The sequence below is a fragment of the Mycobacteriales bacterium genome, assembly GCA_030697205.1.
GTDB lineage: Bacteria > Actinomycetota > Actinomycetes > Mycobacteriales > SCTD01 > JAUYQP01.
In genome coordinates this window covers 1-24,197 of the sequence record JAUYQP010000007.1, presented here as the reverse complement: position 1 = coordinate 24,197, position 24,197 = coordinate 1, and the positions used below count along the sequence as shown (strand labels likewise).

Below are 24,197 nucleotides of genomic sequence, written 5' to 3'. Positions count from 1 at the left end.
TTCGACCAGGTCTGTTGCGGCAGCTGAGCGACCGGTCGTGAGCTGAGGCGCACTGCGCCCGCCGACCGCCCTCCTGTCCGTTCCCGCGCACCCCGTCGGCATGACGGCGCGCTGCGACCGTGCCGAGTCCCGGTCGCGTCCCTGGAAGGCCCGCATGCACCCCCGACCCGCGAGGGCTGTCCGTGCCCTCGTCGCCCTGGCCGTGTCGGCCCTGGCCCTCAGCGGCTGCAGTAATGGGCCCGACGCGAACGCGTCGGGCCCACTCGACGAGCTTCGGCTCGGCTACTTCGCGAACGTCACGCACGCCTCCGCCCTCTACGGCATCGCGAGCGGCGAGCTGCAGCGGGCGCTCGGCAGCACCGTGCTCCGGACCTCCACCTTCAGCGCCGGGCCAGCGGCCATCGAAGCCCTGCGGGGCGGTGCCCTCGACGCGGCCTTCATCGGGCCCAACCCGGCCATCAACGGCTTCGGTCAGACCAAGGGCGAGCTGCTGCGCATCGTCGCAGGGACGACCAGCGGCGGAGCGTCGCTCGTCGTGCGCCAGGGCATCACGAGCGTCGAGGAGCTGGCCGGCAGGAAGGTCGCCACACCGCAGCGGGGCAACACCCAGGACGTGGCGGCGAAGGCCCACTTCGCCGACCGGGGCGTCGACGTCACCGTCGTCAACCAGGACAACGCGCAGACCCTTGAGCTGCTGCGCTCTGGCTCCATCGACGGGGGGTGGGTGCCGGAGCCGTGGGCATCCCGGCTCGTCCTCGACGGCGGCGGCACGGTGCTCCTCGACGAGGCCACGCTGTGGCCGCGGGGGCAGTTCGTCACGACCCACCTCGTGGTCCGCACGGACGTCCTGCGGGACCACCCCGAGACCGTCGACGCGCTGCTGCGGGGCCTCATCGCGGTCACCGACGTCGTGGCGACGACGTCGCCCGCGGTGCAGGCGAAGGTCAACGAGCAGGTCCTCGCCGACACCGGCAAGCAGCTTCGTCCCGAGGTACTCGCCTCGGCCTTCGCACGGCTCACCCCCACGATCGACCCGATCGCGACCTCGCTCCTCGAGACCGCGAAGGACGCGCAGGCCGTGGGCGTCCTGCGCCCGGTCGAGCTCGCGGGCATCTACGACCTCCGACGGCTCAACGCGCTGCTGGCCGCCGCCGGCAGGCCGACCGTCTCCGACGCTGGGCTGGGAGCCTCATGACCGTCCTCGACACCGTCCTGCGCCGCGGCGCGGCGACCCCCGACACTGGGAGCATGAGCGCACCCGCGGTCTCCGTGCGCGGGCTGACCAAGCGCTTCGGCACCGGTGCCGTCGTGCTCGACAACGTCGACCTCGAGGTCGCACCGGGGGAGTTCCTCTGCGTCCTCGGTGCGAGTGGCTGCGGCAAGTCGACGCTGCTCAACCTGCTGGCCGGCCTCGACGTCCCGACCGCGGGCAGCGTCGACGTACCCGGTCACAAGCCGGCCCTGATGTTCCAGGAGCCGGCGCTGTTCCCCTGGCTCACCGCCGCGGAGAACGTCGAGCTCGCCCTGCGCCTCAACGGCGTGGGCAAGGCTGCGCGCAGGGCCCGGGCCCAGGAGCTGTTGGCGCTGGTGCGGCTCGAGGAGGCCGGCGCCAAGCGCCCGCACGAGCTGTCCGGTGGCATGCGCCAGCGTGTCGCACTGGCCCGGTCGCTGGCCCAGGATGCCAAGGTGCTGCTCATGGACGAGCCCTTCGCGGCGCTCGACGCCATCACCCGGGACGTGCTGCACGACGAGCTGACCCGCATCTGGTCCGAGGTCGGGATCACGGTCGTCTTCGTCACCCACAACGTGCGCGAGGCCGTCCGGCTCGGACAGCGCGTCGTGCTGCTGTCGTCCCGACCGGGGCGGGTCGTGCGGGAGTTCGACGTCGACATCGACGGCACCCGTCGCATCGAGTCGCCTGAGGTCGCGGCGCTGTCGGTCGAGATCACCGAGCACCTGCGGGCCGAGATCCGCAAGCACGCCGGAGGGCTCGCGTGAGCACGCCCGTCGTCGACCGGGGCGGCGTCGACCTCGAGAAGGGACTCGATGCGCTCGAACTTGGGCCCGTCGAGCCGACCCGCTCGTGGTGGAGCAAGGCGCTGTCCAGCGCGGTCCCGCCGCTGCTCGCCCTCGGCTCCGTCCTGCTGGTCTGGCAGCTCGTCGAGCTGACCCGCGACCCCGACACCCTTCCGGGGCCCGCCGAGGTGTGGGCCGAGCTGCAGTACCAGTGGGACCTCGGGCGCATCCAGGAGAGCGTCACCACGAGCCTCCAGCGCGGCGCCGTCGGCTTCCTGCTCTCGGTCGTGATCGCGACGCCGCTCGGGCTGCTGCTGTCGCGCGTCAGCCTGCTCCGCCGGGCCTTCGGCCCGCTCATCAGCGGTCTGCAGTCGCTGCCGTCGGTCGCCTGGGTGCCGGCCGCGATCCTGTGGTTCCAGCTGTCGGAGGCGACGCTCTACTTCGTCATCCTCATGGGTGCGGTCCCGTCGATCATCAACGGCACCATCAGCGGCCTCGAGCAGGTGCCGCCGTTGTTCGCCCGCGTCGGTCACGTGCTCGGTGCCCGCGGCCTGACGCTCGCCCGCCACGTGCTGCTGCCCGCCGCGCTGCCGGGCTACCTCGGTGGCCTCAAGCAGGGGTGGGCGTTCTCCTGGCGCTCGCTCATGGCTGCGGAGCTCATCGCCACCTCGGGCGACCTCGGGCTCGGGCTCGGGCAGCTGCTCGACAACGCCCGGTCCGATGGTGTCATCGCCGGCGTCCTGGTGGGCATCCTCGCGATCCTGCTGGTCGGCATCGCCGTCGAGCTGCTGCTGTTCGCCCCGCTCGAGCGTCGGGTCCTGCGTCGCCGGGGCCTGCTCGCCGCCCGCTGACCGCGCGCTGAGAGGCTGGTCGGGTGACCGACCGCTACCCCCTGCACCTCGACCTCACCGGCCGCCGGGTCCTGGTCGTGGGGGCAGGGCAGGTCGGCGTACGACGGGCGCGGGCGCTGCTGTCCGCGGGCGCCGTCGTGACGCTGGTGGCCCCGTCCGCCGGGGAGGTCCCCGACGGCATCGCCCTGGTCGAGCGGGCGTTCCGGCCGGACGACGTCGACGGCTGCTGGCTCGTGGTCGCGGCCACCGGGGTCGTGGACGACGAGGTCGCCGCTGCGTGCGAGCAGCGGCACGTCTGGTGCGTGCGCTCCGACGACGCCTCGCTGAGCCCCGCGTGGGTGCCTGCAGTGGGCAGGCTCGACGACGTGGTCGTGTCCGTGACCGCGGGTCGCGACCCGCGACGCGCCACCGCGCTGCGCGACGCCGTCGTGCTCGCCGCCGAGACCGGCTCGCTTCCGCTGCGCAGGCACCGTGCCGGCACCGGCTCGGTGGCCCTGATCGGCGGCGGGCCTGGCGACCCGGGGCTGCTGACGGTGCGGGCCCGTCTGCTGCTCGCGCAGGCCGACGTCGTCGTGCGCGACCGGCTCGCCCCGGTGGTGGACCTCCCCGACGGCGTCGAGGTGATCGAGGTCGGCAAGAGCCCCCGCGGGCCGTCGTGGTCCCAGGGCGACATCGACCGCCTGCTGGTGGAGAAGGCACGGGAGGGGTTGTCCGTCGTACGCCTCAAGGGAGGTGACGTCCACGTCTTCGCCCGCGGCATCGAGGAGGTCGCCACCTGCACCGCCGCGGGCGTGCCGGTTGAGGTCGTGCCCGGGGTCTCGTCGGCGCTGGCTGCACCCACCCTGGCCGGCATCCCCCTCACGGCCAAGGGCGTCACGCAGTCCTTCACGGTCGTGAGCGCCCACCTCGCGCCCGGGGACCCCGCCTCCACCGTCGACTGGGACGCGCTGGCGCGCCTGGGCGGGACGCTGGTCCTGCTCATGGCGGTCGACCGGCTCGCCGCCTGCTGCGCGGCACTGGTGGCAGGTGGCCTGCCCGCGTCCACGCCGGTGGCCGTCGTCGAACGGGCCAGCCTCCCGACGCAGCGGCTGTCTGTCTCGACGCTCGCCGACGCGGGCTCCCTCGACGTGAGCGCACCAGCCGTCGTCGTCGTCGGTGAGGTGGTGGGATGGCGGGCGTGACGGTCCTGCTCGGCGTGGCGCACGGGTCGAAGACGCCCGCGTCGCAGGAGGTCGTCGAGGCGCTGATGGCTCGGGTCGCCGAGCTGCGGCCCGGGCTGCGGACGGTTCCGGCGTACGTCGACAACGCCAGCCCCTCGATCGCCCGGGCCCTGCGGGAGCTGGTCGCGCAGGGCGTGGACGACGTCGTCGTGCTGCCGCTGCTGCTGTCGCCGGCGTCGCACTCCAAGACCGACGTCGCCGCGTCCGTGCAGGCCGGGCGGATCGCGCACCCGGGCCTGCGGCTGCGCTACGGCCGTCCGCTCGGCCCGCACCCGGTGCTCGTCGACGTGCTCGCGCGCCGGCTCGCCGAGGCAGGCGTCACCGACGGTCCGGTGGTGCTCGCGGCAGGCGGGTCGCTCGACCCGGATGCCAACGCGCAGGTCGCCGCCACCGCGCGGCTGCTCTGGGAGGGGCGCGGCTTCGCGAGCGTCGACATCGCCTTCGCCTCGACGACCGGTCCGACCGTCGCCGAGGCCGTCACCCGACTGCGCGACCTCGGGGCCACCCGGGTCGCGCTCGCCCGCTACTTCCTCGGCCCCGGCTACCTGCCACGCCTGGTCGAGACGCAGGCCCGCTCGGTCGACGGCGTCGAGATCGTCGCCTCCGCACCGCTCGGCGCGTCCGACGGGCTCGCGGGACTGCTCGCCGGTCGCTACGACGAAGTCCTCGGCGGCGACACCCGGATGAACTGCGACGCCTGCGTCTACCGGATCGCGATGCCCGGCCGCGAGCAGGTCGTCGGGGCGCCGCAGCTGCCGCACAGCCACCCTGACGACGAGGTCTGAGCAGCGACCGACGCACCGGAGGCCTCAGCGACCCGCGCTGGACGCAGCCGGGACGTCTCGGTCGGTCGTGGTCGCTCTGGTGACCACCACCGACCGAGTCACCTGATCTCCCCGAGTTGCGGCTGAACCTGCCACACCCGGTCGTGCGTCTGGCTGCCGTGACACCGCCGAAGGGCGGTGCGGAGACGGGACAGTGATGAGCCACAGGTGCGTGGTGGTCGGGGCAGCGGTCGGACTGGCAGTCGGTCTGGCGGGGTGCAGCGCCGACGGGACGGCCCGGGTGTCGCTCGCCGACCCGACGGACGCGCGGCTCGGGAGGGTCGCAGGACCTCGTGCACGGCAGTCTGCGCGACGGGACCGTCACCCGGAAGGGCAGCGTCGCCGCCGACCCGAGCCGGGGGCGCGACGCATTCACCGACTACGGCATCGGGGACCTCGCATGGGTGGACCGCGGCACGGTCGCCGTCAGCGTCGCGGTCGAGAGCGACGACGGCCCCGACGTGAAGGTCGTCGACCTCAGCACCCGCCGCGGCTGGCTGGCCGCCCGGTCCTTGTCGCCGTCGGCGTCGGACGCCCGCGCGGGCTACCTCACCTACGACGGGATCCTCGGCGCAGCAGGCGGTTCGGCGCTCGCCGTCGAGCGCGGCAACTGGATGGACGAGCAGCGGGTGCCGTCGCGGGCGGTGCGGGTCGACCTGCGCGACGGCAGTGTCGAGCAGGTCGTCGCTGTGCCGGGCGAGCAGCGCGACGTCGTCGCGGTCAGCGGCGGCGCGCACGCGCTCTACGTCACCCAGGAGCGCGACGGCAGCGACCGGGTCGTGAGCCTGCGCTGGCCCGGCGAGGCCAAGGGCGGGCCGGTCACGGGCCTGCCGGCTGACGTCGTCATCGCGGTCGCCCAGCCCTGACCCGCGTGGAGATCGGCCCGCGCTGACAGGCGGTCCGCGGTCAGGCGTAGCGGCGTACGCCCTGGTCGTCGGTGGTGCGGGTCAGCGTGCCCTGCGCCGCCAGCAGGTCGAGGTGGGCGCCGGTCTCGAAGACGGCGAGCATCGCGTTGAAGGGGTCGAGGCTCGCGAGCTTGTGCTCGCGGCGCGTCCACCGCAGGACACCGGCCGCCTCGAAGGCGCTGGTCGCGCCCTGGTGGACCGCCGCGAGGCTCTGCTCGAGCCGGCGACCGTGGTGGGCGATGAGCTCGTCGACGCGGGCATGCACGGAGTCCGCGACCGGTCCGTGGGCGGGCAGCAGCACCGCGTCGGGCCGCTCGCGCACGACCCGCAGCGACGACAGGAACGCACCGAGCGGGTCCTCGGTGACGGCCGGCTCGAAGCCGATCGAGGGCGTGATCGTCGGCAGCACGTGGTCGCCGGTGAACATCACGCCGGCCGCGGTGTCGTGGAAGACCAGGTGCCCGGCGGTGTGGCCGGGCGTCTCGACGGCGTCGAGGACGCGGCCACCGGCCAGGGCGACCGGCCCGCCCGTGAGCCACTCGTCGGGGGACTCCCACTGCCCCTGGTCGACGCGGTGCCCGCGCATGAAGCTGCCCATCAGGTCGGCGAGCTCCACCGCGCCGTGGCAGGTGAGCTGCTCGAGCTGGTCGATGAGCGGCGAGCGGTCCGGCTGCTGCAGCAGGTCGAGGGTCGGCTTGTCGCCGAGCCCGAGCGAGACAGTGGTCCCGAACTCGCGGCGCAGCACCGGCCCCTGCGTGTAGTGGTCGCGGTGGACGTGGGTGACGAGGAAGCGCCGGATGTCGCCGAGACCGGCGCCGATCGAGGCCAACGCGGTCGCGAGCTGCTCGCGCGACTCCTCGATCGCCCAGCCCGCGTCGACGCACACCAAGCCGTCGTCGGTGGCGATCGCGTAGACGTTGACCGACCGCAGCCCGTCGTTGGGCAGGGGCAGCGGGATGCGGTGCACGCCGGGGGACACCTCGAAGGCGCCGGGCTCGGTCCAGTCGCTCATGGGGTAGTCCTACAGCACGGCCCGGGAATGCCGATGCCCGGGATGTGGTTGTCTGAAGACAGCAGCCCGCCATGCGGCTGCCTCGCGGGCTTCACCGCGAGTCCACCTGCTGACCTGAGAGTCGGCAGCACGAGAACCGCCCCGGGCACCGCGCGATCCCGCGCACCGCTGCACGGCAGGGGCCGCAGAGAGGAAGACCGATGAACGACTTCGGACCCTGGGACGACTGAGTCCCACCAGACGAGAGCACGACAAGACGTACGACGAGGGCCGCCCGGCACGACGCCGGGCGGCCCTTCGCGTGCGGGTCGGTCTCTGATCCCCGGATGAGCGACTCAGGCGCAGACGACGACGGTGACGGCGAAGCCGCCCGGGTCGGGCACGGTGACCCGTGCCGTGCCCGGGTGATCGGGTCTCACCTCGTACTGCCGACCGGGTGCGTCGGCGGTCTGCACGAGCTCGACCGCGTCGCTGTCCGTGCGGGCAGGAGGGTCGCTGTCGTCGCCGGCCGCTCGCAGGTCGACCCGCGCGTCACCCGTGACGTGCACGATGCGCCCGTCGTCCTCCTTGGTCAGGACGGCGCGCGACGCCGCTGTGGCACACCCGCCGGCCGTCGTCGCGGTGGAGCGCGCGGTCCGGGTCGCGGACGGCGAGCTGACCAGGCTTGTCGAGCCGACGACCGCCGGCGACGCAGAGGTGCTCGTCGCGGACGGAGCGGTGGTCGTGGCTGCCGACGAGGGCGAGGTCGTCAGGGTGGCCGGCTCGGAGGAGGCGCTGCATCCCGCGAGCAGGACGGAGATGAGCAGCAGACCCGTGGTCAGGACGGCCGGGAGCCCCGGGGCGCGTGCGCCCCGGGACCCCGTGCTCAGGCCGGCGATCAGCCGCCGTCCCTCTGGTTGAGCCGCTCCAGCACCTTCTGCCCCTGCAGCAGGGCCTCGCGGCTTGCGGCCGGGTCGAGCCGGACCGACTCGGCGTTGCCCACCGCGGCGGCGAAGGTGCTGTCCAGTAGCCCGTCGCCGTCGGTGTCTACGGCCTCGTCGAGGTCGTAGGAGCCGTGCGCGAAGTTGATCCAGGCCGCGAGCAGCTGCGCGTCGAGCAGCTGGGTCGCGCTGCTGGTCTGCTTCGTGTTCAGCACGTCGGTCGCCTGCGACTGGGTGTCGACCGCCCGGGCCTCACTGAAGACGCCGCTGGCGTGCCGCGCGATCGCGAGGTAGCAGTCCAGCGTCGTGTCGTCGAGGTCGTTGGCGTTGCGCTGGCCCGGCGTCGCGTACTGGCTGTACCAGTAGCCCTTGCTCCGGGCCTTGTCGGCGTTGCCCTGGATGATGACCGCGATCGTGTCGGTCGCGACCCCGCTGTCGTCGTCCGCGACCCGCACCACGACGTCGTAGAGGCACGCGTCGCTGAAGACGTGGGTCGTGCTGTCCGTGACGAGTCGCGGCTGCACCGTCGGGCTCGGGTCGGGGTCGGTCGCGGGCGGGTTGACCAGCGAGTCCCGGGACTCATCAGGAGCGGGCGCCCCGTCGTCCCAGTCCCAGCTGGTCGTCAGGTCGTCGCTGCCAGGGTCGGTCGACGTCGTGCTGAAGGGCACGACCTCGCCGACGTGGACGACCATGGTCGGCACGCCCTGCAGCAGGACCGTGCCGCTCTCGTCGATCCCGGTGGTCGGCGCGATGTTGCCGACGGTGACGGGCACCGAGACCGAGCCCACACCGCCGTCGTCGTCGGTCACTCGCACGACCACGGTGAACAGCCCGTCGTCGCCGTACTGCTTGGTCGCGGCGAGCGTGCCGGTCGTCGCGACACCGGGTCCGCCGGGTGTGGTCGAGGCGATCGTGAGGGCCTCGAAGCCGTCGCCCGCGCCCCAGTCGACCTCGGCGGTGTGGGTGTCGAGCCAGCCCGGGTCGGAGAACGACGCCCCGAGGCTGAAGGTGTCGCCCTCGTCGAGCGTGGTGTCGAGGCCGCCGTCTGCGAGGACGGTCGGGGCGACGTTGCCGATGCTCGGCGTCGCCTGCTCGCAGGTCGAGGTGTCGTCGTCCGCGACGCAGGTGCTGATCGTCGGCGCGCCGTTGTCGCCGTAGTGGTGCTGGGAGCTGATCGAGAGGGTCGCGTCGGGACGCAGGTTCTCCAACCCGGACCCGGCTGCCTCCGACCCCGCGCCGTCACCCCAGTCGACGGTGGCGGTGAGCAGGTCGAGCCATCCCGGGTCGCTCCCGGAGCCGCTGACGGTCAGCAGCGAGCCCTCGAGCAGGACTCCGGAGAGCAGAGCCGAGACCGACGGCGCCACGTTGGAGACGGTGACCACCGCGCTGTCGGTGTCGGTCTCCCCGGCCTCGTTGGTGACCAGCAGCCCGACCGTGTAGGCGCCGTCTTGACCGACCTGCGTGAAGGTCGGAGTGGCCGACGAGGAGTCGTCGTAGGCGCCGTCGTTGTCGAGGTCCCAGGCGTAGGTGAGGCTGCCCGTGCTCGGGTCGCTGCCCGCGGTGCTCGACGAGCCGTCGAGGGCGACGTCGGTCCCCTCAGGGGTGGAGTAGGGCCCCCCGGCGTCGGCGGTCGGCGAGCACTCTGCCGGGACGTTCGTCCCCGGCGTCGCCGTCGCCTGCGTCGCGATCGCGTTGGTGCCCATCTCGACCGCGGCGAAGCGCGACCAGAGCATGCAGCGGTCGGCGCCGGCGTTGGTGGTGGCGTCTGCGGCGAGCATGCCGTCGCGGGCGTCGAGGTAGGTAGGCGACGTCGTGGTCGACTTCAACCCGTCCACCATGAGCTGGCGGAAGCGGTCGAGGCCCGGTCCGTTGCCGTAGCGGTCGCGCAGGGCGTCGAGCACGTCGAACATGACGGTGGCCCAGATCTGACCGTTGGCGTGCACGCCGCTCGCGCCGCTGAAGTCGCTGAACACCAGCGGGCTCGTGTCGTAGGCGACGCTGCGGATGCCTGTCGTGGTGTCGCCGGTGACGTACTCACCGATGATCGGGTCGTCCCAGTACATCATCGAGACGGTGTCGCTCCAGCCCTCGCCGAGCGAGCCTGCCTGCAGGCCGCTGCCGAAGTTGCCGTTGCCGACGAGGCGTTTGGACAGCCCGTGGCCGTACTCGTGCGCGATGACGTCGCCGTCGAGCGACCCGTCGCGCTGCGGTCGGCTGCCGTCCCAGAGGTACATCTGCATCCGGGGGCGCTCGCCGTCCGCGGGCGTGCCGAAGTTGGCGTTGTTCCGGCACAGGATCGGGTCGCCGTTGTTGTTCGTGCAGAGCTCCTCGGTGCCCGTGCCGTAGCCGTCGCGGGCCTCGGCGTTGACCGGGTCCCCACCCGCTCCGCCGTTGCCGAAGTTGTCGGTCTGGAAGTTGCGGAAGGCCTCGGTGAAGCCCAGTCCGTAGAGGAAGTCGTGCATGAGGTTGGTGTAGTAGAAGAGCTGCGTGACGCTCGCGTCGCGGTCGGTCTCGACGTCGGTGCCTGTGGTGCTCCAGGCGTCGGTGAAGCCGTAGTCGAAGTGCTGGTCGGCGTTGACCGGACGCGAGCCTGCGTCGGCGGCGTCGTCCTCGTCGCGGTCCTCGTAGGCGTCGGCGTTGTTGCCGATCGTCGTGTCGCCGCTCACCCAGCCGGCGAAGCTCCGCTCAGCGCGCGGAGCGGACTCGTCGGGGTGCTCGCCGGGGAAGACCGTGCCGTGGGCGTCGGACTCCGCGTAGTAGTTGACCCGCTCGAGGACGCGTCCTGTCGAGGCGTCGACGTGGGTCTGCAGCCAGAGCCGGTCGGACAGCTCCGTGACGGTCTTCCATGCCCGCGTCACGCGACCGTCTGCCGCGGCCCACGTCACCTGCGTGGCGGTGAGGTCGCTCGGTCCGCGCACACCGCGGGCGACGGTGTTGACGAAGTGCGCCGTCCCGCTCGTGCCCGCGATAGGACGCAGCTCTGCGGGCCCGCTGACGTCGGCCGCGCGCAGGGCCGCGCGGACGGCACCCGCCGCGCCGAGGCGGTCGGCGCCGGTGGCCCTGGCCGACGCGACGAGCCGTCCCGTGACCGCGCCGAGGTGGCCGGCTCGGTCGAAGACGAAGGTCAGGTTGGAGCCGTCGACGACGCGGCCGGCGTCCCGCTGGGACAGCACGACGTGGGTGGTGCCGACCGTCGGTGTCGCGAGCACGTCCTCGACGACGACGCCGGCGAGGTCGGCGGCGGACAACCCGTAGAGGGCCCGGTGGGCGGCGACCCAGCCGAGCGCACCGGCCCCGAGGTCACCCGAGGTGATGCGAGCCAGTGCGCGCTCGCCGCGCAGCACCGACCGGGCGTGTCCGGTCTGGGAGTCGAAGCGGACCAGGGCTCCGGGGAGGCGTCGCGCTTCGGCGAGCGCGCCGGCGGCGGGGCCGTCGGGCGTTCGGCCTTGCTGGAGCTGGGCTGCGGCCGGCACCGCGGTGAGGCCGGTCAGCAGCGCGGTCACGGCGACCGCAGCTCGTCCTCTGGTCAGGTGTTCCCCCGTGCGACAGGCGGTGGGTGGGGGTCCCCGGGCAAGCAGGCCCGGCCCGCACTGCGGCCGCGACGGTAGGGCGGGTCGCCGCCCGTGACTGTCGGCCAGCCGACACTTTCGCCGGGTGTGTCACCACCTGGTCAGGCGCCTTGCCGCTCCTCGCCGGTGTCGAAGAACGCGTCGAGGTAGTCCTCGGTGTCCAGGTCGCTGTCGCGCATCAGCGAGAAGACCTCGCTGCCGTGGCCCGGGGCCTCGGCGAGTCGGTAGGCCTGGGCCAGCCCGAGGTAGAGCGCCTCGACGTCGTCGGCGTAGTCGACGGCCTCCTGCTCGGCCAGCGCGATCGCCGTGTCGAAGCCCGAGGCACGCCACAGCGTGACCCGCTCCTCGTAGGTCATCGCCTCGCCGTCCCCAGAGGTCGGCGCCGCTGTCGGCACGGCGAACACGCAGCGGACGGAGAACCAGTCGAGGGCGAGCTCCATCCGCGCACCCTAGGGCTGCGCGGCCGGTGCGACTAGGACGCGCCTCGCGAGACGTCGATCATCGTCTGCCGGTCGACGACCTTGACCCGCTCGCGAACGGTGCCGTCGGGCAGCTCGCCGTACGCCGCCCCCAGCTCCTTCTCGTGGGCGTCGAGGCGGTCCCAGCCCTCCCACGTCGTGTAGACGACGCCGCGGCTCTCGAGGAACTCCGTGACCGCCTCGAGCTGCGGCTCGGGGGCGCTCGGCAGCGACCCGAGGTCCTCGAGCAGGCTGCCGACGGTCTCGATCGCGTCGCCCTTGGTGTGGCCGATGAGGCCGACCGGACCGCGCTTGACCCAGCCGTTGACGTAGAGGCCCGGCAGGTGCGCGCCACTGATGTCGAGGACGCGGCCCTTGGCGTGCGGGACCACGTGGTTGCTGGAGTCCCACGGCAGGTCGACGAGCTCGCTGGAGCGGTAGCCGACGCAGCGGTAGACCGCCTGGACCGGCCAGTCCCGGACGACCCCGGTGCCGCGGACGTTGCCGTCACCGGTCAGCTCGGTGCGCTCGGTCCGGAAGCCCTCGACCTTGCCGTCGCCGGTGACCTCGACGGGGCTCTCGAAGAAGTGCAGCCACAGCTTGCGGGGCCGCTCGCCGACGCCGTGCTCGGCGGTGCGCATGGCGTAGCGCTCCAGCTCGCGGACCACCAGCTTGGTCTGGTTGTCGGAGTTGATCGCCGCGACGGAGCCGTCGTCGTACTCGATGTCCTCGGGGTTGACGAGGACCTCGACGTGGGGGGAGTGGTCGAGCTCGCGCAGCTCGAGCGGGGTGAACTTCGCCTGCGCCGGGCCGCGACGGGCGAAGACGTGGACCTCCTCGACGGGGGAGGCCTTGAGGCCCTCGTAGACGTGGGCCGGGATCTCGGTCTTGAGCAGCTCGTCGGCGGTCTTCGACAGCATCCGGGCGACGTCGAGACCGACGTTGCCGGCGCCGATGACGGCGATGCTGCGGGCCTCGAGTGGCCACTCGCGCGACACGTCGGGGTGGCCGTCGAACCAGCTCACGAAGTCCGCGCCGCCGAAGCTGCCGGGCAGGTCGATGCCGGGGACGTCGAGGTCGCGGTCTTTCTCGGCGCCGGTGGTGAAGACGATCGCGTCGTAGAAGCGCTGGAGGTCCTCGAGCTTGACGTCGACGCCGTACTCGACGTTGCCGAGCAGCCGGATCTGCGGCTTGCTCATCACGCCGTGCAGCGCGTTGACGATGCCCTTGATGCGCGGGTGGTCGGGCGCGACCCCGTAGCGGATGAGGCCGTAGGGGGCGGGCTGGCGCTCGAGCAGGTCGATCGCGACCTCGGTGCCCGACTTCATCAGCACGTCCGCCACGTAGACGCCGGCGGGACCGGCTCCGACGATCGCGACCCGCAAGGGGCGCTCGGGAGTGGGCTGCTCGGGCACGGGTCGCTCTTCCTTCAGGGGACGTCTCGGGTGCAACGCGGATGCACCTGTCGTTCGTCCCATGGTCGCAGTCCGGACGGGCCTTGACGACCTGTCAGGGCTGTGACCGGTGCCACTCGTGGGCGGCGTCAGAACAGCCGGTCGTCGGCGGTGGTGCGCGCGGACTCGTGGGCGAGCAGCCAGCGCTTGCGGTCCAGCCCGCCGCCGTAGCCGGTGAGGTCGCCGCTCGCGCCGATGACGCGGTGGCAGGGCACGACCACGGAGATCGGGTTGCGCCCGTTGGCGAGCCCCACGGCGCGCGACGCGCCCGCCACCAGCCCGAGCGACGCCGCGACCGCGCCGTAGGACGTCGTCGTGCCGTAGCCGATCTCGCCCAGCTGCTGCCAGACGCGCTGCTGGAACTCCGTGCCCTGGCAGAGGTCCAGCGGCAGCTCGAAGGTGGTGAGCTCACCCGAGAAGTACGCCGCGAGCTGCGCGCGGACGTCGTCGAACGCCGTGTCGTCGCGGTGCCAGGCCTCGTCCGGCCCGGACATGCCCTGGTGGGGCGTCATCCAGATCCCGCAGACCCCGCGGTCGGTGCGGGCCACGAGCAGGTCGTCGATCGGGCTCGGCACGACGGTCCAGCGGGTCACCGACGCAGTCTGCCGCGTGACGGGGCTACGGTCCGGGGATGACTGCTGAGAAGGCACGGACCCTGCGCGAGCTGCACCTCGCCCCTGCGCTGCTGCAGGTCGTCAACGTCTGGGACGCCGTGAGCGCGCAGGTGGTCGCGGGCGTGCCCGGCACGACCGCGCTCGCGACGGCGAGCCACTCGATCGCGGCGAGCCACGGCTACGCCGACGGCGAGAACATCCCGGTCGAGCTGATGCTGGACGCCTGTGCGCGAATCGTCGCGGCGGTCGACCTGCCGGTGAGCGCCGACCTCGAGAGCGGCTACGGCGACGTGCACGCGACCGTGCGCAGGGCGATCGGCATCGGGGTCGTGGGGGCCAACCTTGAAGACGGGATGCGGCCGCTCGCCGAGTCGGTGCACGCGGTCGAGGCGGCGGTGTCGGCGGGTGAGGACGAGGGCGTGCCGTTCGTGCTCAACGCGCGCACCGACGCGTTCGTGAAGCCGGGGGAGCCGGCGGAGCAACTCGCCGCGGCGATCGAGCGCGGCCGCGCCTACCTCGACGCGGGCGCCACCTGCGTGTTCGTCCCGGGTCGGTTCAGCGCCGAGGTGATCGGGTCGCTCGTCGAAGGCATCGGCGAGCGCCGGGTGTCGGTCATCGGCGTCCCCGGCACCCCGCTGCCGGCCGAGCTCGAGGCGCTCGGGGTCGCCCGGGTGTCCTACGGCCCGCTCACCCAGCGGGTCGCGCTCGCCGCCCTGCAGGCCACCGCGACGGACCTGCTCGCCGGTGGCGGCCTGCCGGACGGGATCCCCACACTGAACTGACGCGCCCGCCGGCTTTCGTCGTACGCCTGAGGGGTTGACGCCGGGGGCGGCAGAGGGTCTACTGGTGTCGTTCGAACATAGATTCGAATGATCGGGAGGCTTCGCGGACTCCCGACGGGCGGTCTCCGGCCCGGGCGTGCGACCTCGACCCTCTCACGCCCGGGCCCGGGGTCCCGACCGGGGCGGGGCGTGGGGAAGCGCCGCGTCCCGGTCGGGCCGCTCGACCGCCGCCTTCCCCCGGCCCGCGCCGATCCCTGGGGAGAGCTCCGTGACCCGTCTGCACACCGACCCCGTCGAGGTCCGCTCCGAGCGCGACGCGCCCGCGCAGTTCCTGTGGCGCGGCCGGCTCTACCTCGTCCGCGAGGTGCTGGCCCGCTGGACCGAGTCCGGCCAGTGGTGGCGGACCGACGCGGTGCGCGCCCTGACCAGCGGCGACAGCGGCGACAGCGGCGACAGCGGCGCGTCCGCTGCCGGCCCGCTGCTGTCGGTCGAGGACGGCGAGTGCGACTGGTGGCGGGTCGAGGCCGGCACCGGCCGGCACGAGGCCCTGACCGCAGGCACCGGCGTCTACGACCTGTGCTTCGACGGGGCCCGTGGCAGCTGGTCGCTCGCCCGGGTTCTCGACTGATGACCACCCCCACCCTGCCCGCCGCGTCCCTGCTGCACCTCGCCCGCCGTGGCCTGGTCGAGGCGACGACCGCGATGGACCCCGCAGAGAGGTACGCCGCGGCGCACCTGTCGGCGCTGCGCTCCGCCGCGGCCGTCCTCGCCGCCCGGGCCCGTCCCGCGCCGCGACCGGAGCGGCGGGCCACCCGACCCCGCTCGGCCTGGTCGCTGCTCGCCGGGGTCGCCCCGGAGCTGGGGGAGTGGGCGGCCTACTTCGCCGACGGCGCGGTCAAGCGGGCCGCGGCCGAGGCCCACGTCCAGGGCGCCGTCACCGACCGTGAGGCCGACGACCTGGTGCGCGACGCCGAGACCTTCCTCGCCGTCGTCGAGACCACCCTCGGCTTCGCCAGTCCCCAGCTCCTCCTCACCCGCTGAGCCGTCCCCACCCGCTCTTCCCCCTGAGCACCCTCCGAGCCGCATGTCCGACCCTTTCGTCCACCTGCACGTCGCGTCCGGCTACTCGCTGCGGCACGGCGCCTCCCACCCGCGCGCGCTCGTCGAGCGGGCCGCCGAGCACGGCATGGACGCCCTCGCCCTCACCGACCGCGATGGCACCTACGGCGCGGTGAAGTTCGCCAAGGCCTGCCGGGCCGCGGGGATCCGCCCGCTCCTCGGGGTCGACCTCGCGGTCCGCCCGCTCGACCTGTGCGGACCGCGCGCCGCCGGGCTGCACGGCCGGCCCCCGCACGAGCCCGGTCAGCAGCAGCGGCGCGTCAGCCCGGCGCGCGGCGGGGCCTTCGTCGACCGCCCCGGTGGCGGCCCCGAGCTGCCCCGGGTCACCCTGCTCGCCCGCGACGGCCGCGGCTGGGCGGCGCTGTGCCGGCTGGTGTCCGGGACCCACCTGGCAGGGGAGCGCGGCACCCCGGTGACCAGCCTCGACCTCGTCGCCGAGCACGCCGGCGGGGCGGCGCAGGCGGGCAGCCTCGCGGCCCTGCTCGGCCCGCAGTCCGAGCTCGGTCGGGCCGTCGCGGTCCACCGCGACGACGTCGCCCGCCACCACCTCGACCGCTGGCGCGACGTGCTCGGCGGTGACGCCGTCGTCGTCGAGGTCGTCTCGCACCGCACCCGTGACAGTGCTGCGCAGGCGGGGCGGCTGCTCGGCTTCGCCGAGGCCCACCGCGCCCGCAGCGTGCTCACCAACGTCGTGCGCTACGCCGACCGCGGTGACGCCCCGACCGCCGACGTCCTCGACGCGAGCCGGCGGCTGGTGCCGCTCGACCTGCGCCACGTCGACCGGCGCAACGCCGAGGCGTGCCTGAAGAGCGGCAAGGAGATGGCGGAGGTCGCCGAGGAGGTCGCCCGGGCTGCGGGCCTCACCGACGGCGGTCGCGGGCTGCTCGCCCGCACCCGCCACGAGGCCGACCGGTGCGCCGTCGACCCGCACCGCGACCTCGGCCTGCGTGACGGTGTGGGAGGCGCCCGCTTCCCGGAGCTCGCAGTCCAGGGCGAGCCGATGGCGGTGCTGCGGGAGCGGGTCGAGGCCGGGTTCGGCCGGCGCGGGATGGAGCGCCGGGCGAGCACCCTGGCCCGCCTCGAGGAGGAGCTCGCCGTCATCGGGGGGTTGGGCTACCCGGCGTACTTCCTCACCGTCGCCGACGTCGTCGACCTCATCAAGGGGATGGGGGTCCGCGCCGCCGCGCGGGGCAGTGGCGCGGGGAGCCTCGTCACCTACCTGCTCGGCATCAGCGATGTCGACCCGGTCCGCTACGGCCTGCTCATGGAGCGCTTCCTGTCGCCGCTGCGCCACGAGCTGCCCGACATCGACGTCGACGTCGAGTCGGCCCGCCGCACCGAGGTCTACGAGCGGGTCCTCGCCCGCTACGGTGGCGACCGCTGCTGCTGCGTGTCGATGATGGACACCTACCGCGCCCGCCACGCGATCCGCGACGTCGGCGCCGCGCTCGGCATGCCGCCCGGTGAGGTCGACGGCCTCGCCAAGGCCTTCCCGCACATCCGCGCCAACATGGTGCGACAGGCGATGCGCGACCTGCCGGAGCTGCGCGCCAGCGGCCTCGGGCAGGGGGAGCAGGGCCGGCGCGTCGACCTGGTGCTGCGCCTCGTCGAGCGACTCGACGGGCTGCCCCGCCACATCGCGCTGCACCCGTGCGGGGTGCTGCTGAGCGACCGCACGCTGCTCGACCGCACCCCCGTCGAGTCGAGCTGGCTGGGCTTCCCGATGAGCCAGTTCGACAAGGACGACGTCGAGGACCTCGGGCTGCTCAAGCTCGACGTGCTCGGCATCCGGATGCAGTCGGCGATGCAGCACGCGGTCGCCGAGGTCGCCCGCGTCGACGGGACCGTTGTCGACATCGACGCCGTGCCCCGCGACGACCCGGCGACCTTCGCGCTCGTGCAGTCGACGAGGACCCTCGGCTGCTTCCAGATCGAGTCGCCGGGGCAGCGCGAGCTGGTCGGCAAGTTCGCTCCCGAGACCTTCGAGGACCTCATCGTCGACATCAGCCTGTTCCGCCCCGGGCCGGTCAAGAGCGACATGGTCCGGCCGTTCCTCATGGCCCGGCAGGGCTGGCAGAAGCCGGTCTACCCGCACCCTGACCTGCGGCCGGCGCTCGAGCAGACCTACGGCGTCGTGGTCTTCCACGAGCAGGTCCTGCAGATCGTGTCGGTGCTGACCGGGTGCAGCCTCGCCGAGGCCGACGAGGTCCGCCGCACCCTCGGCAGCCCCGAGGGTCAGGAGGACGTCCGGGTCTGGTTCGTCCCGACGGCGCTCGGCAACGGCTACCCGCTCGCCGTCGTCAAGGAGGTCTGGGAGGTCCTCCGGGCCTTCGGCTCCTTCGGGTTCTGCAAGGCCCACGCGGCGGCCTTCGCGCTGCCGACCTACCAGTCGGCCTGGCTCAAGGCCCACCACCCGGCGGCCTTCCTCGCCGGGGTCCTCACCCACGACCCCGGGATGTACCCCAAGCGGCTCATCCTCGACGACGCCCGCCAGCTCGGCATCGCCGTGCTCGGCCTCGACGTCAACCTCTCCGGCGCCGACTACCGCGTCGAGCGGGTCGCTGCCCTCGACGAGCCGCCGCCGGCGATCCTCGACCAGGTGTCCGGCGACGCGCAGGCCCCGCCGCGGCAGCGGCCCACCGACCTGCGGCTGCCCGACGGCCGCGGCTACGGCATCCGGATCGGCCTCGCGGAGGTCAAGGGCATCAACGGCGGCGAGGTCGCGCGCGTCGTCGCGGGCCGGCCCTTCGCGAGCCTGTCCGACTTCTGGCACCGCGCCGCGGTGAGCCGCCCGGTCGTCGAGCGGCTCGTCGTCGCGGGCGCCTTCGACTCCCTCTACGGCCTGGGCTCCACCGTCCCGGGCCGGCGCCGCGGCCAGGTCACCCGCCGCGACCTGCTGCTGCAGGTCGCCGAGCTCGACCGCTGGTCCCGCTCCGTCGCCCGCGCCGGCCGCAGGCCCGCGAGCACGAGGCGTCGCACTCCGTCGCCCGTCACGGTCACCTCCCTCGACGACGTCCGCGGCCGGCAGGAGCGGCAGTCGCAGGCCGCGGCCGTCACCGAGCCGGTCGACGTGCAGCTCGCCCTCGACCTCGGCGACGAGCCGGAGACGCGACCCAGCGGGCTGCCGGAGATGAGCCAGGCGGAGCGGACCCGCGCGGAGCTCGACGTGCTCGGCCTCGACGTGAGCAGCCACGTCATGGACGCCTACGCACCGTTCCTCGAGGCCCTCGGCACGACCCGCGCCAAGGACCTGCTCGACCGCCGCAACGGCTCCGACGTCCTCGTCGCCGGGGTGAAGGTCGCGACCCAGACCCCGCCGATCCGCTCTGGTCGCCGGGTCGTCTTCGTCACCCTCGACGACGCGACCGGCCCGCTCGACGCGACCTTCTTCGAGGAGGCGCAGGTCGGCTACGCCACCACGCTGTTCCACTCCTGGCTGCTCGTGATCAGAGGGCAGGTACGCCGGACCGGCCCGCGCGGGATCAGCCTGCTGGCGCTGGGCGCCTGGGAGCTGCCGCTGCTCCACGACGCCTGGCGGGAGGGCGGTCTCGACGCGGTCTGGCCGCTGCTCGAGCAGCCGGGTCAGGTGACCAGCTCCGCGGGGCTGGCCGCCGTGCAGGGGGCGGCTGCGTCCCGCTCGACCCGGCCGGTGATGACCTCCCCGCCGCTGGTCGGCGGCGGGGCGGGTCACTCCGGCGTCGGCGGGATGGTGCACGTCTACGCGACCGGCTTCCGGGCCTCGCCCTATGCCGACGTGAAGCCTGCCGGTGACGGCACCGGCACGTCGCGCGGGTCCGGCGCGCCGCGCAAGGTGTGGCACGCGAGCCCCGGGAGCAGCGGCCGGTGACCGGCGAGCCCGAGGGACAGAGCCCGCTGGCGCCAGGTCCGGACACGTCTGGACACGTCCGGGTCTGGCACGGTGCCCCGCAGGACAGGAGGGGGTTGCCTCTGGTCCGGACGGCTCAGCACGACGCCGACACCTGGAGCACCCCCCGCCCGTCCCCACACCGGGAGACTCCTCGTGAGTACGCACGACCACCAGCCACACCCCCCTGCCCGACCTGCTCCCCGGCGGACCCCCCGTCGGCTCGCCGCGCTCGCCCTGCTCAGCGTCACGACCTCGGTCCTCGCGATCGCCCCGGTCCTCCCGGCCGCCGCGGCACCGGTGGCCTCCCCGAAGGTCGCGGTCCTCGGCAGGGCGATCGAGGGCTACGCGCCCTACCAGGCGCAGACCACCTGCAGCCCGACCGCCAAGCCGGGTGTGACGGCGTTCACCTCGATCGTCCTCACGGCCTACCGGGGCACCGGCAGCTCGGGCATCGTGCGCGCCTGCTCCGTCGGTGGCCGCTCCGAGCACAAGGAGGGCCGGGCCTGGGACTGGCGGCTCAACTACGCCAACGCGACCCAGCGGGCCCAGGCGAGCGACCTCGCGAGGTGGCTGTTCGCCACCGACCGCTACGGCAACCGCTTCGCCAACGCCCGCCGGCTCGGCATCATGTACGTCATCTGGAACGCCAAGATCTGGTCGGCCTACAAGCCGGGTGCGGGCTGGCAGCCCTACAACGGGGCGAGCGCGCACCGCGACCACATGCACGTGTCGTTCTCCTGGGCCGGTGCGCTGAAGCGGACGTCGTACTGGACCGGGAAGGTCTCGCCCGTCGTCGCCGCTCCCGGCGCTCCCACGCCCGCGGCCCCCAAGCCGGTCGTCACCCCGACCGCCACGCCGGTCCCGGTCCCGTCGGCAGCACCGGTCGTGCCGCCGCCCGCCGCGCCCGCACCGGGCGTCCCCGCCCCGACCACGCCCTTCCTCGACAGCGGCAGCACGACGCTGCGGGTCGACGCCGACGAGTGGGAGGGCGACGAGACGTCGGTCTGGCTGCGGGCCGGCCGCCGCTACCGCCTCACCGCGAGCGGCACCTGGTCCTACGGTCGCGACCGCACCGCCGACGCAGAGTGCTCGGAGCGGCCCGCAGACGGCCGCTGGCACCGGACCTCGCAGTGGGAGGGCACGCCCGGACGCAACCACCTCGACCTGTCGGTGCCCTTCGCCGAGGGCGACTGGACCCCGGTCGGCGAGACCAACAGCCGGGGCTGCAGCCGCAGCCGCACCTGGACCCGCGACGTCCTCGTCACGACCGACGGGCCGCTGCGGGCCAAGGTCCTCGACGACGTGTACGACGACAACTCCGGTGCCCTCTCGCTGCTCGTGACGACGCTCGACACCGCGACGTCGCACGACTGAGCGGGTCACCGCCCGCCGACCCTGCCGGGGCGACCGTAGGCTCGCCCCGGCAGGCGGCGGTCCTCGTCGCCCCGGACCGGTCCGAGGGAGCGCAGTGGTCACGTCAGCGGGGCCGGGCGGGTCGGCTCGCACGGCGGTCGTGTGGGAGGTCCTGTCCGCGGTCCTCGCCGAGGCGCAGGCCACCGGGGCCGGCGCCGGGCCCCACCCCGGGCTCGACGTCCTCGACGCTGGGGGCGGCACCGGGGGCTTCGCCGTACCCCTTGCTGTCGCCGGTCACCGGGTCACCGTCGTCGACCCCAGCCCCGACTCGCTCGCGGCGCTGCAGCGACGGGCTGCCGAGCGCGGCGTGGCCGACCGTGTGGTCGCCCTGCAGGGCGACCTGTCCGACCTGCCCGCCGTCGCGGCCGACGGCTCCGCCGACGTGGTGCTGTGCCACAGCGTGCTCGAGGTCGTCGACGACCCGGCCGCGGCGCTCGCCGCCGTCGCGGCGGTGCTGCGCCCCGGCGGCCGGCTGTCGCTGCTCGTCGCCAACCGCGACGCCGCCGTCCTCGCCCGCGCACTGGCCGGCCGACCCGACGAGGCCGCCCACGTCCTCACCGACCCCGCCGGCCGGTGGGGTGCCGCCGACGCCGCGGCCCGCCGCTGGACCCCCGACGCGCTGTCGGCGCTGGTCCGCGAGGCAGGGCTGGTCGTCGAGCAGCTGCACGGCGTGCGGGTCGTCGCCGACCTCGTGCCGTCCGCGGTGCTCGACGCCGAGCCCGGTGCTGCGGCTGCGCTGCTCGCGCTGGAGCGGGCGCTGTCGGACCGCGAGCCGTTCCGGGGGCTGGCGACGCAGCTGCACGTCCTCGCCCGCCTGCCCTAACGGGGTGCGCCGGTGAGCAGGGGAGCGGTGCCGCCGACCGGTCCGCCGACCGGTCCGCGCGGCGACGACACCGACTGCCACGTCCTGCACGTCGACATGGACGCCTTCTACGCGAGCGTCTCGCTGCTGTCGCGGCCCGAGCTCGTCGGGCTACCGGTCATCGTCGGCGGCGGGGGCACGCGGGGCGTCGTGCTGTCGGCGACCTACGAGGCGCGGGCGCTCGGAGTGCACAGCGCGATGCCGATGATGCGGGCCCGCCGGCTCGCGCCGCAGGCCGTCGTCCTGCCGCCGGACCACGACCTCTACGCCCGCACCTCCCACGGCGTCATGGAGGTCTTCCGCTCGGTCACGCCGCTGGTCGAGCCGATCTCGCTCGACGAGGCCTTCCTCGACGTGCGCGGCGCGGTGCGGCGGCTCGGCAGCCCGGCCCGGGTCGGTGAGCACATCCGCGCGACCGTGCTCGACGAGCAGGGCATCACCTGCTCGGTGGGGGTCGCGACGACGAAGTTCGTCGCCAAGCTCGCCTCGGCGCGCTGCAAGCCCGACGGCCTGCTCGTCGTCCCGCAGGACCGGGTCGTGGCCTTCCTGCACCCGCTGCCCGTGCGGGCGCTGTGGGGGGTGGGGGAGAAGACCCACGAGGTGCTGGCCACGCTCGGCCTGCACACCGTCGGCGACCTCGCGGCCACCCCGGCCGAGACGCTGAAGCGGGCGCTGGGCCAGGCGTCCGGCAGTCACCTGCACGCGCTGTCGTGGGGGCGCGACGAGCGGGCCGTCGTGCCGCACGAGCCCGACAAGAGCGTCGGCGCCGAGGAGACCTTCGCCGTCGACGTCGACGACCCGGTCGTGGTCGCCCGCGAGCTGCTGCGGCTGTCGGAGCGCACCGCGGCCCGGCTGCGCGCCGCCGGCCAGGTCGGGCGGACCGTGTCGATCAAGGTGCGCTTCGCGGACTTCACCACGATCACCCGCGCGAAGACGCTGCCGGAGCACACCGACGTGGGGCGGACCGTCTACGAGACGGCGCGCGCGCTCTACGAGGCGCTCGGGCTCGAGCGCGCCCGGCTGCGGCTGGTCGGGGTGCGGGTCGAGGGCGTCCGGGAGGCGGACGGGGTGCCCCACCAGCTGCTGCTCGGTGAGAAGGACTCGGGCTGGCGGGAGGCCGAGCAGGCGGTGGACAGGGCCGCCCGCCGCTTCGGGGCAGGGGCCGTGCGACCAGCGGCCCTCGTGCAGCCCGACTCCCCGACACCGGTCTCCCGCGACCAGCAACGCCCCCGGCGTACTCCTGGAACGGGCTGAACCCGGTCTTCGTTGGGGGGTACAGGGCAGGGTCCGCATGGGTCCGCGCCGCCCGGCCGGAGCCTGTGAGCACCCCGTCTGGGCGACTCGACTTCCCGTCGCGGCCTCACCCTCGTACGATTGTCCTCGCACCCCGGACCCGCCGAGGTGCTCGTCCTCCAGGAGGTGGCGCTGTGCCCCTCTCCGAGCACGAGCAGCGACTGCTCGACCAGATCGAGCGCGCGCTCTACCAGGAGGACCCGAAGTTCGCTTCGGCGGTCCGCTCGACCGACCTGCGCACCCACATGCGTCGTCGGCTGCGGCGCGCCGGCATCGTCTTCGCGATCGGCTTCGCGGTGCTGTTCGCCGGGGTCCCGACGCAGCAGTTCGCGATCGGCGTGGCCGGCTTCGTCATCATGCTGGGCGGGCTGCTCATCGCCATGACGGCGTGGAAGCGGCTGGGCGGTGGGCCCGGTCAGGCCCAGCCCGACCTGCGGCTGCTCGACGAGACCGGTGAGCTCCGCCAGCGCCCGGCCCGCGCGAAGAAGGCCAAGAAGGCCAAGGCCCCCCGCACCACGGGCTCGCCGCTCGAGCGCCTCGAGGAGCGCTGGAAGCGCCGCTGGGACGAGCGCGGCCGCTAGGCCGCTCGACCCCACCCCGCTAGCCGTGCGCCCTCACGCCGCCTCCCTCCCGCTTGTGCGCGGCCGCCGGCGCTACGGCGAGAGGTAGCGCCGACACCGGCGTACAAGCGGCAGGTGTCCACCTCCCGGCCTGCGCGCGGCCCCGCTCCCGCTTGTGCGCGGCTGTCGGCGCTACGGCGAGACGTAGCGCCGACACCGGCGTACATGCCGAGGGTGGCGGGGGTCAGCCGGCGCGCAGGCGCAACCGGCGGGTGACCGCCGCGACGGCGTCGTCGACCGCGTCGAGGACGTCGGCGATCTTCTCCCCGGTGACGTGGGACAGCCAGCGGACCGTGGAGGGCGGCAGCAGTCGCGCGCGCCACCGGGTGCCGCCGGAGGCGCCCGCCAGCAGCGCGCTGCGGACCACCGCCACGTCCGCAGCCGCGGCGGGGTCGTC

22 protein-coding genes are annotated in these 24,197 nt (G+C 74.1%); 15 read left to right on the top strand and 7 right to left on the bottom strand.

The annotated features are described in order from the left end of the window. The first annotated feature begins 154 nt into the window (after window positions 1-154). The 6 genes from Q8R60_01630 to Q8R60_01605 all read left to right on the top strand — a co-directional run bounded on the left by Q8R60_01630 (window position 155) and on the right by Q8R60_01605 (window position 5,777). Window positions 155-1,195, top strand: a complete 1,041-nt coding sequence (locus Q8R60_01630; GenBank protein ID MDP3711170.1) for an ABC transporter substrate-binding protein — start codon at window positions 155-157, stop codon at window positions 1,193-1,195. After that, window positions 1,192-1,998: an ABC transporter ATP-binding protein gene (locus Q8R60_01625; protein ID MDP3711169.1), complete on the top strand. Its 807-nt coding sequence runs from the start codon at window positions 1,192-1,194 to the stop codon at window positions 1,996-1,998. Before Q8R60_01630 ends, Q8R60_01625 begins: the two co-directional genes overlap by 4 nt. After that, complete coding sequence (locus tag Q8R60_01620; GenBank protein MDP3711168.1) at window positions 1,995-2,867, top strand: ABC transporter permease subunit; 873 nt, start codon at window positions 1,995-1,997, stop codon at window positions 2,865-2,867. The genes Q8R60_01625 and Q8R60_01620 overlap by 4 nt, the downstream gene beginning before the upstream one ends. Window positions 2,868-2,890: 23 nt before the next feature. After that, the gene (cobA, locus tag Q8R60_01615; protein MDP3711167.1) at window positions 2,891-4,048 is read left to right on the top strand and encodes a uroporphyrinogen-III C-methyltransferase; all 1,158 of its coding nucleotides are present in this window, start codon (window positions 2,891-2,893) and stop codon (window positions 4,046-4,048) included. Next, window positions 4,036-4,872, top strand: coding sequence for a sirohydrochlorin chelatase (locus Q8R60_01610; protein MDP3711166.1), 837 nt, complete (start codon window positions 4,036-4,038; stop codon window positions 4,870-4,872). Before cobA ends, Q8R60_01610 begins: the two co-directional genes overlap by 13 nt. Before the next feature lie 332 nt (window positions 4,873-5,204). After that, window positions 5,205-5,777, top strand: coding sequence for a hypothetical protein (locus tag Q8R60_01605; GenBank protein ID MDP3711165.1), 573 nt, complete (start codon window positions 5,205-5,207; stop codon window positions 5,775-5,777). A 40-nt stretch (window positions 5,778-5,817) separates the two neighbouring features. Here Q8R60_01605 and Q8R60_01600 read toward each other — a convergent pair whose 3' ends face one another. Continuing rightward, on the bottom strand, window positions 5,818-6,828 hold the full coding sequence (locus Q8R60_01600; GenBank protein ID MDP3711164.1) for an MBL fold metallo-hydrolase: 1,011 nt from the start codon (window positions 6,826-6,828) through the stop codon (window positions 5,818-5,820). A 335-nt stretch (window positions 6,829-7,163) separates the two neighbouring features. Next, window positions 7,164-7,376 (bottom strand): hypothetical protein, encoded by a 213-nt coding sequence (locus tag Q8R60_01595; protein ID MDP3711163.1) that lies wholly within the window; start codon window positions 7,374-7,376, stop codon window positions 7,164-7,166. A gap of 46 nt (window positions 7,377-7,422) precedes the next feature. On the opposite strand from Q8R60_01595, the gene Q8R60_01590 reads away from it, so the two are divergent. Continuing rightward, window positions 7,423-7,728, top strand: coding sequence for a hypothetical protein (locus Q8R60_01590; GenBank protein ID MDP3711162.1), 306 nt, complete (start codon window positions 7,423-7,425; stop codon window positions 7,726-7,728). Here the strand turns inward: Q8R60_01590 and Q8R60_01585 are convergent. The 4 genes from Q8R60_01585 to Q8R60_01570 form a co-directional block, all read right to left on the bottom strand. Further along, the gene (locus Q8R60_01585) at window positions 7,706-11,251 is read right to left on the bottom strand and encodes a M36 family metallopeptidase (GenBank protein ID MDP3711161.1); all 3,546 of its coding nucleotides are present in this window, start codon (window positions 11,249-11,251) and stop codon (window positions 7,706-7,708) included. The genes Q8R60_01590 and Q8R60_01585 overlap by 23 nt on opposite strands. A 167-nt stretch (window positions 11,252-11,418) precedes the next feature. Next, window positions 11,419-11,757, bottom strand: coding sequence for a hypothetical protein (locus Q8R60_01580; GenBank protein ID MDP3711160.1), 339 nt, complete (start codon window positions 11,755-11,757; stop codon window positions 11,419-11,421). Window positions 11,758-11,789: 32 nt separating this feature from the next. Beyond that, a complete protein-coding gene (locus Q8R60_01575) occupies window positions 11,790-13,190 on the bottom strand; it encodes an FAD-dependent oxidoreductase (protein MDP3711159.1) in 1,401 nt (466 codons plus the stop codon). A 128-nt stretch (window positions 13,191-13,318) separates the two neighbouring features. Next, window positions 13,319-13,822: a methylated-DNA--[protein]-cysteine S-methyltransferase gene (locus tag Q8R60_01570; protein MDP3711158.1), complete on the bottom strand. Its 504-nt coding sequence runs from the start codon at window positions 13,820-13,822 to the stop codon at window positions 13,319-13,321. Between the two features lie 38 nt (window positions 13,823-13,860). On the opposite strand from Q8R60_01570, the gene Q8R60_01565 reads away from it, so the two are divergent. The 8 genes from Q8R60_01565 to Q8R60_01530 all read left to right on the top strand — a co-directional run bounded on the left by Q8R60_01565 (window position 13,861) and on the right by Q8R60_01530 (window position 23,761). Further along, complete coding sequence (locus Q8R60_01565) at window positions 13,861-14,625, top strand: isocitrate lyase/phosphoenolpyruvate mutase family protein (GenBank protein ID MDP3711157.1); 765 nt, start codon at window positions 13,861-13,863, stop codon at window positions 14,623-14,625. A 268-nt stretch (window positions 14,626-14,893) separates the two neighbouring features. Then, on the top strand, window positions 14,894-15,253 hold the full coding sequence (locus Q8R60_01560) for a DUF6504 family protein (GenBank protein MDP3711156.1): 360 nt from the start codon (window positions 14,894-14,896) through the stop codon (window positions 15,251-15,253). Beyond that, window positions 15,253-15,666 carry an SAV_6107 family HEPN domain-containing protein gene (locus Q8R60_01555; protein MDP3711155.1) on the top strand — a complete coding sequence of 138 codons (414 nt, stop codon included), beginning with the start codon at window positions 15,253-15,255 and terminating at the stop codon, window positions 15,664-15,666. The genes Q8R60_01560 and Q8R60_01555 overlap by 1 nt, the downstream gene beginning before the upstream one ends. Window positions 15,667-15,709: 43 nt before the next feature. Then, entirely contained in the window at window positions 15,710-19,591 is a 3,882-nt protein-coding gene (locus Q8R60_01550; protein MDP3711154.1) for a DNA polymerase III subunit alpha, read from the top strand. A 174-nt stretch (window positions 19,592-19,765) separates the two neighbouring features. Beyond that, window positions 19,766-20,986: a hypothetical protein gene (locus tag Q8R60_01545; GenBank protein MDP3711153.1), complete on the top strand. Its 1,221-nt coding sequence runs from the start codon at window positions 19,766-19,768 to the stop codon at window positions 20,984-20,986. 94 nt (window positions 20,987-21,080) lie between these two features. Beyond that, a complete protein-coding gene (locus Q8R60_01540; protein MDP3711152.1) occupies window positions 21,081-21,848 on the top strand; it encodes a methyltransferase domain-containing protein in 768 nt (255 codons plus the stop codon). Between the two features lie 12 nt (window positions 21,849-21,860). Then, complete coding sequence (dinB, locus tag Q8R60_01535; GenBank protein ID MDP3711151.1) at window positions 21,861-23,141, top strand: DNA polymerase IV; 1,281 nt, start codon at window positions 21,861-21,863, stop codon at window positions 23,139-23,141. 173 nt (window positions 23,142-23,314) lie between these two features. Beyond that, window positions 23,315-23,761: a DUF3040 domain-containing protein gene (locus Q8R60_01530; GenBank protein MDP3711150.1), complete on the top strand. Its 447-nt coding sequence runs from the start codon at window positions 23,315-23,317 to the stop codon at window positions 23,759-23,761. A gap of 223 nt (window positions 23,762-23,984) precedes the next feature. Here the strand turns inward: Q8R60_01530 and Q8R60_01525 are convergent. Beyond that, the coding region (locus tag Q8R60_01525) for a hypothetical protein (protein ID MDP3711149.1) at window positions 23,985-24,197 on the bottom strand (213 nt) is incomplete at its 5' end.

Bases quoted from the DNA above. Each gene is read 5' to 3' on its own strand.
- Q8R60_01610 (MDP3711166.1), top strand. From the start codon at position 4,036: ATGGCGGGCGTGACGGTCCTGCTCGGCGTGGCGCACGGGTCGAAGACG.
- Q8R60_01625 (MDP3711169.1), top strand. From the start codon at position 1,192: ATGACCGTCCTCGACACCGTCCTGCGCCGCGGCGCGGCGACCCCCGAC.
- Q8R60_01565 (MDP3711157.1), top strand. From the start codon at position 13,861: ATGACTGCTGAGAAGGCACGGACCCTGCGCGAGCTGCACCTCGCCCCT.
- Q8R60_01580 (MDP3711160.1), bottom strand. From the start codon at position 11,757: ATGGAGCTCGCCCTCGACTGGTTCTCCGTCCGCTGCGTGTTCGCCGTG.
- Q8R60_01550 (MDP3711154.1), top strand. From the start codon at position 15,710: ATGTCCGACCCTTTCGTCCACCTGCACGTCGCGTCCGGCTACTCGCTG.
- Q8R60_01600 (MDP3711164.1), bottom strand. From the start codon at position 6,828: ATGAGCGACTGGACCGAGCCCGGCGCCTTCGAGGTGTCCCCCGGCGTG.
- Q8R60_01630 (MDP3711170.1), top strand. From the start codon at position 155: ATGCACCCCCGACCCGCGAGGGCTGTCCGTGCCCTCGTCGCCCTGGCC.
- Q8R60_01555 (MDP3711155.1), top strand. From the start codon at position 15,253: ATGACCACCCCCACCCTGCCCGCCGCGTCCCTGCTGCACCTCGCCCGC.